Origin of the sequence: Acinetobacter sp. YH12201, from assembly GCF_013418145.1 — a bacterium.
Taxonomy (GTDB): domain Bacteria; phylum Pseudomonadota; class Gammaproteobacteria; order Pseudomonadales; family Moraxellaceae; genus Acinetobacter.
Genome location: NZ_VPCP01000023.1, coordinates 1 through 11372 on the forward strand (window position 1 = coordinate 1; position 11372 = coordinate 11372).

The 11372-nt window shown below is 42.4% G+C and carries 14 protein-coding genes and 1 pseudogene; 13 read left to right on the forward strand and 2 right to left on the reverse strand.

Annotated features, from left to right (window positions below; all coding sequences use genetic code 11):
• A pseudogene (locus tag FTU91_RS06545) lies at positions 1-111 on the forward strand (IS701 family transposase); the annotation flags it as partial.
• Between the two features lie 42 nt (positions 112-153).
• Here FTU91_RS06545 and FTU91_RS06550 read toward each other — a convergent pair.
• Positions 154-735: a hypothetical protein gene (locus FTU91_RS06550; RefSeq protein WP_180081481.1), complete on the reverse strand. Its 582-nt coding sequence runs from the start codon at positions 733-735 to the stop codon at positions 154-156.
• Between the two features lie 309 nt (positions 736-1044).
• On the opposite strand from FTU91_RS06550, the gene FTU91_RS06555 reads away from it, so the two are divergent.
• The 7 genes from FTU91_RS06555 to pal all read left to right on the forward strand — a co-directional run bounded on the left by FTU91_RS06555 (position 1045) and on the right by pal (position 7636).
• Entirely contained in the window at positions 1045-2394 is a 1350-nt protein-coding gene (locus tag FTU91_RS06555) for an amidohydrolase (RefSeq protein ID WP_180042299.1), read from the forward strand.
• A gap of 240 nt (positions 2395-2634) precedes the next feature.
• A complete protein-coding gene (ybgC, locus tag FTU91_RS06560; RefSeq protein WP_086196177.1) occupies positions 2635-3045 on the forward strand; it encodes a tol-pal system-associated acyl-CoA thioesterase in 411 nt (136 codons plus the stop codon).
• A gap of 25 nt (positions 3046-3070) precedes the next feature.
• On the forward strand, positions 3071-3769 hold the full coding sequence (gene tolQ / locus FTU91_RS06565; RefSeq protein WP_086196178.1) for a protein TolQ: 699 nt from the start codon (positions 3071-3073) through the stop codon (positions 3767-3769).
• Positions 3769-4218 carry a protein TolR gene (tolR, locus tag FTU91_RS06570; protein WP_180042207.1) on the forward strand — a complete coding sequence of 150 codons (450 nt, stop codon included), beginning with the start codon at positions 3769-3771 and terminating at the stop codon, positions 4216-4218. The genes tolQ and tolR overlap by 1 nt, the downstream gene beginning before the upstream one ends.
• A 3-nt stretch (positions 4219-4221) precedes the next feature.
• Positions 4222-5517, forward strand: coding sequence for a cell envelope integrity protein TolA (gene tolA / locus FTU91_RS06575; RefSeq protein WP_180081483.1), 1296 nt, complete (start codon positions 4222-4224; stop codon positions 5515-5517).
• Positions 5518-5726: 209 nt separating this feature from the next.
• Complete coding sequence (tolB, locus tag FTU91_RS06580) at positions 5727-7010, forward strand: Tol-Pal system beta propeller repeat protein TolB (protein WP_180081517.1); 1284 nt, start codon at positions 5727-5729, stop codon at positions 7008-7010.
• 56 nt (positions 7011-7066) lie between these two features.
• A complete protein-coding gene (gene pal, locus FTU91_RS06585) occupies positions 7067-7636 on the forward strand; it encodes a peptidoglycan-associated lipoprotein Pal (protein ID WP_180081485.1) in 570 nt (189 codons plus the stop codon).
• Positions 7637-7674: 38 nt separating this feature from the next.
• On the opposite strand, the gene FTU91_RS06590 is transcribed toward pal, so the two are convergent.
• A complete protein-coding gene (locus FTU91_RS06590; RefSeq protein ID WP_086196183.1) occupies positions 7675-7869 on the reverse strand; it encodes an NF038105 family protein in 195 nt (64 codons plus the stop codon).
• Positions 7870-8055: 186 nt separating this feature from the next.
• Here FTU91_RS06590 and FTU91_RS06595 point away from each other — a divergent pair, with 186 nt between their 5' ends.
• The 5 genes from FTU91_RS06595 to FTU91_RS06615 all read left to right on the forward strand — a co-directional run bounded on the left by FTU91_RS06595 (position 8056) and on the right by FTU91_RS06615 (position 11356).
• Positions 8056-9030: a class 1 fructose-bisphosphatase gene (locus FTU91_RS06595; RefSeq protein ID WP_180081487.1), complete on the forward strand. Its 975-nt coding sequence runs from the start codon at positions 8056-8058 to the stop codon at positions 9028-9030.
• Between the two features lie 56 nt (positions 9031-9086).
• The gene (locus FTU91_RS06600) at positions 9087-9863 is read left to right on the forward strand and encodes an RNA methyltransferase (RefSeq protein WP_180081489.1); all 777 of its coding nucleotides are present in this window, start codon (positions 9087-9089) and stop codon (positions 9861-9863) included.
• A 167-nt stretch (positions 9864-10030) separates the two neighbouring features.
• Positions 10031-10645, forward strand: a complete 615-nt coding sequence (locus tag FTU91_RS06605; protein ID WP_086196186.1) for an RNA polymerase sigma factor — start codon at positions 10031-10033, stop codon at positions 10643-10645.
• Positions 10642-10962: a hypothetical protein gene (locus FTU91_RS06610; protein ID WP_180042201.1), complete on the forward strand. Its 321-nt coding sequence runs from the start codon at positions 10642-10644 to the stop codon at positions 10960-10962. Before FTU91_RS06605 ends, FTU91_RS06610 begins: the two co-directional genes overlap by 4 nt.
• Positions 10952-11356, forward strand: a complete 405-nt coding sequence (locus tag FTU91_RS06615) for a DUF3106 domain-containing protein (protein ID WP_086196188.1) — start codon at positions 10952-10954, stop codon at positions 11354-11356. The genes FTU91_RS06610 and FTU91_RS06615 overlap by 11 nt, the downstream gene beginning before the upstream one ends.
• The last annotated feature ends 16 nt before the right edge of the window (positions 11357-11372 follow it).

The window sequence follows — 11372 nt, forward strand, 5'->3', positions numbered from 1 at the left end:
GAAAATGTATATTGTTGGCAGAAGAAATTATTTAGACCAATGATCAAAAACTTCATTGATGACTTTATTCTCGATAAAAATCATCTGCTACCACAGAGAATCTATAAATAATACTGCGTAAGTCCTATTAATATTTAATCAAAAATAAAAGACTTAAGACTTAGAAATCACCCTCACCTCTTCCACCAGCATCAACTCACAAGCACCATTACCAGTATCTTCACGACTTAAAGAACTACGCCAAGTCCAGCCATCAGCAGCCGTGACCTCAACCAGTTGTCCTTTTAAATAAATCAAATCATCTTGATCAATAGCTTTGAGCTGCTTTGCAATCTGTTTCGATGCAGGGATCAAGTGTGTATTGGCACTGTGCGTTGAAATTTCATTGACGGGTATGGGCGGTGCATTTTCATAACGCCAGTAATACCAGCGATTACTCTGACTGATCGATAACTGTTTATAAACAGCAGGATTGGTCATGCTACCCCATCCCAAAGCAAAATCAACTGGACTAAGTTCCGCCTCTCGTCCAAAACTATAGTCTTCTCTGGATAAAACCCGAAACTCGCCAGCATACGCTTCCAGATTTTTCATCCTATAGCCATCAAACTGATGAATTCCTTGAGCAGACTGATAATCAGCAGCCTCTGAAATACCTTTATCCGGTTTCAGCCAGTAATTCCACAGTGCAAACCCCAAGGCAAAAATAATTATATATTTCAAAAAGCGACTCATTTTAAACTCGAATGTCATGCAGTGTTGTAATGCCCTAATAATGGATTGAATCAAATAAAATTGTTGGGTCACAGATCCGAAAATTAAGAGGGATAAACAAAATTGATAAAAGCTAATTTCACATAAATCGCAAAGTATTTATAGTCTCGAAGTCCATATAAAACCTTTGTATTCCAGCAACTAACAACAAATATACCTTAAAAGTATATTAAGGGCACTCAAATAGTTTTGTCTAAATTTCCTTCATTATGCAATGCTATGGATTCACTGAAATGATCTCAACCTTTAAGGATTCGGTAATATATGGACATATACAAGCAGATCTCCCTTTGTCTTCCACTTTTTCTTTGCAGCCAGCTGAGCCTTGCAGACTGGATTGATGATTCCGTTAAAAATGTAGAAGCCCATACCATTCAGCTTCGACAGCATATTCATCAAAATCCCGAACTGGGCAATATGGAATTCAAAACCTCCGAGCTGGTACAAAAAGAGTTAAAATCTTATGGGATAGAAGTGCGTAAAGGCTATGCCAAAACCGGTGTCATCGGGGTACTTAAAGGAGCTAAACCGGGTCCAGTGATGGCATTACGTGCCGACATGGATGCCCTTCCGATTGAAGAAAAAACTGGACTTCCTTATGCCAGTAAAGTCAAAGCCATTTATCAGGGCAAAGAAACCGATGTCATGCACGGCTGTGGTCATGATGCTCATACCGCGATGTTACTGGGTGCAGCCAAGGCCTTAGCAGCCAATAAAGATAAAATTGCAGGTACTGTGGTATTTGTTTTCCAACCGGCTGAAGAAGGCGGTGCTGATATTGATAATTTTACTCAAGGTCATTTGATCGGTTCACGTAAAATGATTGCCGATGGTGCATTGAACAATCCCAAACCGGAAGTTATTTTTGGTATGCACGTAATGGCAGGTATGCCAAGCGGTAATATCTCCTATAAAGATGGTGCCATTCTGAACAGTGCGGATCATTTACGCATTCAGGTCAACGGCAAGCAGGTACATGGTTCCATGCCCTGGCTGGGTCGCGATCCAATCTATGCTTCGTCGCAAATGATCAACAACATGCAAAGTTTGATTAGTCGTAATGCAGATTTGACCAAAGGCATGGGCGTAGTCAGCATTGGTAGTATTCACGGGGGAACAACGGGTAATGTCATTCCCGATCAGGTGAATATGGTGGGTACCATTCGTTCTAACAGTGAAGATGTTCGCCAGAGCATTTTAAAAACTTTACCGAACATGCTAGAACATAATGCCGCTGCCAATCAGGTCACAGCAAAAGTGGAAATTGCACCCTACGCGCCTGTTACGACCAATGACAAAACCTTAACCAAACTGATGCAACCCACGCTGGCTCAGGTGAATGGCGAAGATAAACTGCATGTATTGGACAACAATGCCAGTGCCAGCGAAGATTTTGCCTATTATGGTCAGCTGATGCCATCCTTGTTTGTCTTTGTGGGGGCAACTCCTGCCGATCAGGACATGACCAAAGCCGCACCTAACCATAACCCGTTATTTATTGTCGATAATAAGACTTTAAAAACCGGGGTAGAAAGCCATGTGCGTTTTATTCTGGATTATCCAAAAGTTGCCGAACAGGTACAGGCCGACTGGAAAAAGAGACAAACCACAAAAAAATAAGTACGTTTAAAAAAAGTGAGCATCCTTTGCTCACTTTTCGTATTTACAGGTTTTGCAGATTGAATACAGAATAAATTTCATTTGAAACCTTGTGCCATTGGACTCAATTCTCATAATGATAAACTGCCACGCGTTACACAGCTTGACTCTTGGCAAAAAAACCGTCATTTTCACAGTTTTTTTAAACCGCTAAAAGCACAGCTAAAACCATAAAACTGAATTGAAAAATGGGACACAATCATGGCGAATAAATTCGAATTCAACATTCGTGTATATATTGAAGACACCGATGCCGGTGGCATTGTCTATCATGCAAACCATATTCGTTTTATGGAACGTACCCGTACCGAATGGCTACGTGCTTCAGGCGTAGATCACTACTGGCACCAAAAAGATTACAACTTTGTCGTTCATAAAATTAACGTGAAATATTCACGCCCTATCCTGATGGATGACCTGATTACTGTTACCGCGAGTGTAGTTTCGTGTAAAGCGACATCATTTGTATTGCAACAGAATATTTATCGTGGTGAAATCATGCTTGCCTCTGGTGAAGTCGAATTGGCATGTATCAGCGTAGATGGTATGCGTCCAACCCGACTTCCTGAGGAAATCCGTACACTAATTCTCAAAGAGTTAGGACAAGACTAAAAAAATTTATTGGCACATTGTAACTATGGCAACACAACTAGAATCTTCGCTACACGTATCAGATCTTATTTTACAAGCAAGTCCTGTGGTTCAACTGGTAATGCTGCTGCTACTTCTGGCATCATTATATAGTTGGTATCTGATTGCCAAGTTACATATGAGTTATAAAAAAGCCCAGGCCGAAGATCAACACTTTCAAAAAATCTTCTGGTCGGGGGCTGAATTAAATACCCTGTATAACAATGCCCAGCTCAATTCCAAACGTGTCGGTCTGGAAGATATTTTCTATCATGGCTTGGGTGAATTTTTCAAACTTAAAAAACGCAATGCGCCTGCCCAGCAAAGTATTGAAAGTACTGAACGTATCCTGCGTGTGGGTCTTAGCCGTGATCAGGGACATCTTGAACAAGGTTTGGGTGCGCTGGCAAGCATTGGTTCAGTTGCGCCTTATGTCGGACTGTTTGGTACGGTTTGGGGCATCATGAATGCCTTTATTGGTCTGGCAGAGGTCGATCAGGTTACGCTGGCAACCGTAGCTCCAGGTATTGCCGAAGCGTTAATCGCCACTGCAATTGGTCTGTTTGCAGCCATTCCTGCTGTTTTGGCCTTTAACCATTACACCGCAAAAGGTGAAGCAGTTTATTCAGACCGCGCTTTATTTGCTGAAGAAATGGTGGCGCTGTTACAACGTCAAACTGTGGGTTCTACACAGGAAAATGACTGATGGCAATTCAACGTTCCGGACGCTTTGAGCGTATTAAAAAACCATTAAAAAGTGACATGAATGTTGTCCCTTATATCGACGTGATGCTGGTGCTGTTGGTGATTTTTATGGTCACTGCACCCATGATTACGACTGGTGTAAAAGTTGATTTGCCTCAAGCAAATGGTACACCCATACAGGCCGAAGACCGCCCTGCCATTGTCACGCTTGAAACAGATGGCACCATTAAACTTGAAGATAAATCACATAATAATGATGTACTCACACTCGATGAATTAAAAGCTGTACTGACTGAGTCACAACGTGAAGCTTCAGCACAGAAAAAACAAATGAGTGTACTGATTAACGGCAGTGAATCTCGTCCTTATGGTGAAGTCATGAAACTCATGTCTGCCTTACAGGATGCAGGATTAACTCAAGTGGGTTTACTGACTGAGCCATTAAAATAATTTATGAAAGATTTTAAAAAGCCGCCTTTTAAACAAAATGCAGTTGCGATTGGCTTCACCCTTGGGGTGCATGTTATTGCAGTGGTTGGCTTGCTTTATCTGGGCATGAGTCAACCACCTGAGCCTCCCAAAAAGATCACTACCATTTTAGTTAAACCTGAAGATTTAAAACCTGTCACAGCTGAAGTCACAGAGTTTGATGAAACAGCAGATAAAAATGTCGCTGAACAAATCACCCAAACGGCTGAACCAAGTGTTGAACCTGCTCCTGTGATTCCAGTTGCACCACCTGTTCCAACACCAGCAAAACCTGATAGCAATAAAGCTGCACAGCAAGCGAAGGCTGCTGCTGAAGCGATGCAAAAAGCTGAACAGCAAGCTGCTGAAAATGCCAAAGTTACCGAAGCAAATAAATTAAAAGCCCAAGCTGAGGCTACTGCAAAAGCTCAGGCAAATGCTGCCGAGAAAGCCAAAGTCGATGCTGCAAATAAAGCCAAGGCTGATGCCGATGCAAAAGTGGAAGCAGATGCCAAACGTAAAGCAGATCAGGCTGAACGTGCAAAAGCAGAAAAAGTAAAAGCGGATGCATTAAGAAAAGCGGAAGCTGATAAACAGCGTGCTGAAGCAGCCGTAAAAGCCAAAGCAGATGCAGCTAACAAAGTCAAAGCGGACGCTGCTGTAAAAGCTAAAGCAGATGCTGCTAATAAGGTAAAAACCGACGCTGCGAATAAAGCCAAGGTCGATACCGCCGCAAAAGCAAAAGCCGATGCTGCAAATAAAGCTAAGGCTGATGCCGCTGCAAAAGCTAAAGCCGATGCTGCAAATAAAGCCAAGGCTGATGCCGCTGCAAAAGCTAAAGCCGATGCTGCAAATAAAGCTAAAGCGGATATCGCTGCAAAAGCTAAAGCCGATGCTGCAAATAAAGCTAAAGCGGATGCGGAAGCACGTGAACGTGCCGTGGAAGAAGCCAAAGCATCAGCCGCCAAACAGGCAGCGGAAGAAGCTGCAACCAAAAAGGCTGAAGCCAAGAAAATTGCCTCAACAGCAAAACGTGATTTTGAAAATAAAATCAAACGTGCATGGGACATCCCAAGTGGCTCATCAGGTCAAAAAGCCACTGCCAGAGTCACTTTAAGTGATAGCGGTTCGGTTCAGTCGGTGATTGTCAACTCGAGCGACCCTGACATGAAAGCCAGTGTAGAAGCTGCTGTTCGGGCAGCTGCACCTTATCCAATGCCTTCAGATCCCGATGCACGACGTGAAGCAAGAACCTTTACTTCAAGCTTTACGGCGAAATAGTATAAAAAGCCACATCAAATTTTCATTGATGTGGCTTTTTTTGACATTTAAACTAAGACAGCCGATAAAACAGCCAAAATTTTATTCACTTTTCACAGTCTTATAACAGTTTAGTCATCATGATGGGCTTTCAATCACTCAAAATCATGCCATTATGTGACACAAGCAGATTCACAATAATTTATATTTTTTAGAGTACGTAGCAGATGATGGAAATGACGCGTAAACATCTACTTTGCCTAACCATTTTGGCCGCTTTAAGCCCGGTATTAGCCACGCAATCCTATGCTCAATTACATCTGGAGATTGCTAAGGCACCTGAAGAAGCGCCAAAAATTGCCATTATTCCATTTAATAATGATCAAAGTATTTACCCAATCGTCGAAAATGACCTGAACCGTTCCGGTAAATTTTCCAGCGCTTCCAAAAATCTTCCTGCCACTGCAAGCATGAATAATCCAAATGCAGAAGCATGGAAATCTGCCGGTGTACCTTATGTGGTAACCGGCACGGTAAAAACTACCGATAATGGCAGTTTTGAAGTTCATTATCAGCTCTATGATATAGAAAAACATCAATACCTATTAAATGAATTATTGACGGTACCTGCCTCACGTATCCGTCAAGCTGGTCATATGATCAGTGATGCCATCTATCAAGCATTGACCGGCATTCCAGGTGATTTCAGCGGTCGTATCGCCTATGTACTGCGTAACCCAGCAACACCGGAACAACGCTATACCCTGCAAATTGCCGATACCGATGGTGAGCAGCCGAGAACCATTCTGACTTCCCGTGATCCTATCCTGTCACCGGCCTGGACCCCAGACGCAAAAAAAATTGCTTACGTTTCATTTGAAACCAAACGTCCGGCCATTTATGTACAGGACTTGGCTACAGGAAACCGTGAAAAGCTGGCCAGCTTCCGTGGACTCAATGGTGCGCCAAGTTTCTCACCGGATGGCAAGAGCATGCTATTTACAGCTTCCATGCATGGCAATCCTGAAATCTATCAAATGAACCTGGATACGCGTGAACTACAGCGCATGACCAATGACAGTGCCATTGATACTGAAGCACGTTATGCTCCAGACGGTAAATCCTTTATTTTCACCTCTGACCGCGGTGGTTCAGCACAGATTTATAGCTATAATTTTGCCAATACTTCAGCCAAACGTCTAACTTTCCGTGGCGCATTTAATGCCCGTGGTACCTTAAGTGCAGATGGCAAAAAAATTGCTCTGGTCCATCGTCCAAGTGGTAGCAACTATAAAGTGGCCATCCAGGACATCAACACCGGTATTACCAACATTCTTACCCCGACCAGTCTGGATGAGTCACCAAGTTTCTCTCCAAATGGTCAAATGGTGGTCTATGCAACCCGTGAAGGAAATCGCGGCTTATTGTCCATCATGTCACTGGATGGCCGTTTCCGCATGAACTTGCCAAGTGAACAAGGTGAAGTACGCGAACCAGCTTGGGCCCCTAAATAACAATACAAGCGAATTAATTTTATTAATCTAAAGTAATGATAATCATGGAGATAAAGATGAAAGCAGTTCAATTATTGGTCCTTCCTATTCTTGCTACAGCATTGGTGATGACTGGATGTGCCAGCCGCAAGCCTGCTGCTGAAATTCAGGCAGGACAAAATCCGAGCGGAGCCACTACCGTCAGTACTGAAGGTCTAAGTGAAGATGCTGCCTTGAATGCACAAAACCTGGCAGGTGCGTCATCTAAAGGTGTGACTGCTGCGAACAAGGTATTCCTAGCCAAGCGTGTGGTTCACTTTGACTATGACAGCAGTGAACTTTCAAATGAGGACTATCAAACCCTTCAGGCACATGCCCAATTTCTTGTAGCCAATGCCAACTCAAAAGTTGCTTTGACAGGTCATACCGATGAACGTGGTACCCGTGAATACAACATGGCCTTGGGCGAACGTCGTGCCAAGGCAGTAGAAAGTTTCTTGCTGACTAACGGTGTAGCTGCAACCCAGTTGGAAGCCGTAAGCTATGGCAAGGAAATGCCGGTTAATCCAGGTCATGACGAAAATGCATGGAAAGAAAACCGCCGCGTAGAAATTAACTACGAAGCCGTTCCGCCTTTATTAAAATAGGGGTTGGCATAAAAAAGCGCTCAATTTGAGCGCTTTTTTTATGCTTTCTCAGATGCCTGAGATGCTTCTTGCGGATGCTGCATGGATTCAATCAGATCATGCTTGTTGAATTTTTTGTATTCAGGTTTAGCTTCATATGCTTTCCACGCCTCTTTTACTTTTTCGGCAGAAATATCATCTAAACTCATAGCTTCATTTGGGGTTGGAGTTGCATCAAACTTTTGTGTTGTCATAATTATGCTCCTATCACGTTTTCCATAACCTATAGACCTCAACATAGCATTTTCCACAGAACTTACAAGAGTAAAATCGCGACAAATAGTCGAGTTTAATTGTTCTTTTGCCGCGTTCTCATCTAAAATAGCTGCCCATATTCATTTGATAATTTTTTATCATTTTCTAATTGGAGCTTTCCTGTCATGTCATACCTCACCCTTTCCCAATATTTACAACAACAAAACGGGAATCTTACACCTGAATTGGCTCAAGTTATTGAAACAATTGGCAATACATGTAAAGACATCGATCAATTATTGCAAAAAGGTGCTTTGGCTGGTGTTTTAGGTAGTGCACAACACGAAAACGTTCAGGGTGAAGAACAAAAGAAACTTGATGTAATTTCAAATGATTATTTAATTAATGCTTTAAAAGTTCATCCACATGTGGGTGGTCTGGCTTCTGAAGAATTAGACGAATTCACTCCTGCACAAGAAAACGGCAAATATTTGGTATTGTTTGATCCTCTCGATGGTTCCAGCAATATCGATATCAACATGTGTGTCGGGACCATTTTCTCTATTTTGCCTGCTAAAAATGCAGTGACCAAAGCTGAAGACTTTATGCAAGCCGGCACAAGCCAGGCTGCTGCAGGTTACGTGCTTTATGGCCCATCCACCATGATGGCGCTAACTGTAGGTGCTGGGGTAGTATTCTTTACTTTCGACCCTGAAAGCAAAGAATTTTTAATGACTTCTGAAAATATTCAGGTTGCTGCCGATACTAAAGAATATGCCATCAACGCATCGAATCAACGTCACTGGGAAGCACCGGTAAAACGTTATATTGATGAATTGCTTGCAGGAAAAACAGGCCCGCGTGAAAAAGACTTTAACATGCGTTGGGTGGCATGTATGGTGGGTGATATTCACCGTATTCTTTGCCGTAGCGGTATCTTTATGTACCCATATGACACTAAAGATCCGAAAAAAGCCGGTCGTCTACGTTTAATGTATGAAGCAAACCCAATGAGTATGCTGATGGAACAGGCAGGTGGTGCATCTACCACTGGTCGCGTACGTATTCTGGACATCCAGCCGACTGAACTTCACCAACGTGTACCTGTAGTGATTGGTTCTAAAAACGAAGTTGACCTCGTAACTGGCTATCATAATTAATTTTTCTTATAGCGGAAGTAAGTCCTCATAACTTGCTTCCGTGGATTTATTCTCCCATGCCGACTATTTTTCTAGAATCAAAAGATAATCCCAAAATTAAACACTTGCGTGGCTTAATTGAGCAGAATTCATATCGCAAAAAACAAGGTCAAACCGTACTTGAAGGCACCCATTTGTGTCTGGCCTGGTTAGCTGAAGATAGAAAAATCAAATCTATTTTTACCACCGAACAGGCTTTAAACCATCCTGATTTTGACCGTATTGCCGAGCAATACCAAGGTGCAGTCTTTGTCATTGGTGAATCCCTGTATAAAGATTTAAGTACGCTGGGCACCACACTGGCTTGTCTTGCCATCGTCGATTTACCCACTTCCCGCCATGCTTTAGATTTCACGGCAGACACCTTAATTCTGGAAAATATTCAGGACCCTGGCAATGTCGGTACTTTACTCCGCTCCGCTGCTGCTGCCGGTATTCGACAAATTGTCTGCACCAAAGGTTCAGCTTCGCTTTGGTCACCACGAGTACTGCGTGCCGGAATGGGTGCACATTTCTCCTTGCATACTTATGAAAATGTGACACTGGAAGATATTTTGTCTCAATTCAAGATTCCGGTATATGTAACCAGTTCACATGAATCAGAAAGCTTGTATACGAAAGATTTGACCCAATCCTGTGTCTGGATTTTAGGCAACGAAGGTCAAGGGGTTTCTGAGTACGCCCTTGCACATGCACAAGCCGTTTCCATACCCCAGCCCGGCGGACAAGAATCCCTGAATGTTGCTATTGCGGGTTCAGTCTGTTTCTTTGAAATGGTTCGTCAGCGTTTATAAACTGATCTTTCGTTACTTTATTTTAAACATCACTGATGGATGTTAAAAAATAGACTACACTAGAAAAATAATATTATTTTTGTCAACCAAACCATTATTTTCAACGTTATATAAACTATGAAATTGGAAATAATGGTGGGTATCCAATGACAGGATTTTCCATCTCTATGGATTCAGCACCAAAACAGTCTCAGTCAGAAAATTTAAGTACTCTGAAGAGTACGGCTGAACAACGCCTGAAGACTTTTATGCAGGATGTGACTGGACGTGCCTTGGTCATGATGGAAAGTGCGACTCAAGGTCAACAAGGTATCGCGATGGATTTGGTACAGGAAGCATTTATTTCCTTGCACAAAGCTTATGCTGATAAATCGACTGATGAATGGTATCCCCTGTTTTACACCATCTTAAACCATAAACTGCAAGACTGGCGCAGAAAAGAAGCTCGTCGGGTGCAACCTTTTTCTTTTTTCAAGAAAGTCAGTCTGGATGATGACGATCTTGAGTTAAATGATATTGTCGATGAGACTACTCCTAGTCCATTCGATTTTCTTAATCAAGCCGTGACTGCCGAAGAAATCAAAGAAGCCATCGCTCAGCTTCCTGTTCGCCAGCAGCAAGCTTTTATGCTTCGTGCTTGGGAAGGTTTTGATACACACACAACTGCACAAATCATGCAGTGCAGTGAAGGGAGTGTAAAAACCCATTATCACCGTGCTATTCAAGGCCTCAAAGCTTCTTTAGCACATTTGAATCCATATCGTGGAGGGTCATCCGAATGAAACAAGATGATTTCTTAAAACAAGTTACTTCCAAACTCGATGGGCTCGCACAACATCACAAAGCCAAACCCGTGGTGATGCATCATGTCATTGAAGAAATTCAAGCACGAGAAACATCCCGTTATGGGCTTTGGAAAATGTCAGGTTTTGCTCTTGCCGCCGCAATTGCAGGATTCGTGGTATTGCCAAACTCCTTTGAAATGTCAGAAAAACCGCAAAATCAAGTAGTAGTGACCCCAAAACTATCTCCTCAAATGGTTGAAGATTTGGAAATGTTAATGGTTTTAGGTGAGGATAAGGTTCCACATGGCAGCTAAAAAATTAGCCTTTGCTTTTTGTGCACTCGGATTTTTACAAACCAGTTTTGCTGGTTTCGAACGTTTTTGGATTTTTTCCAAAGATGCTGATACACAAGTTGCAGAAACCTGGGAAACATTATCCGATAGTGAACAACGTGCACTCATTCAACGTTACCAATCACTCAAAGAATTACCCGAAGCACAAGGCACTACTTTACAGCAGCGTATGGATTGGTTTACCCAACTTCCAGAACAAGAAAAACAGAAAATGCGTGAAACCTGGCAGAAAATGAGCAGCCAAGAACGTAAAGAATTGGGTATTCGTATGCAAAAAGCGACACCTGAAGAGCGCCCGCTCATTCGCGAAGAATATATCAGTAAATATTTCCCACAAACGACTAAAAATCATTAATTATTTGATGATATTA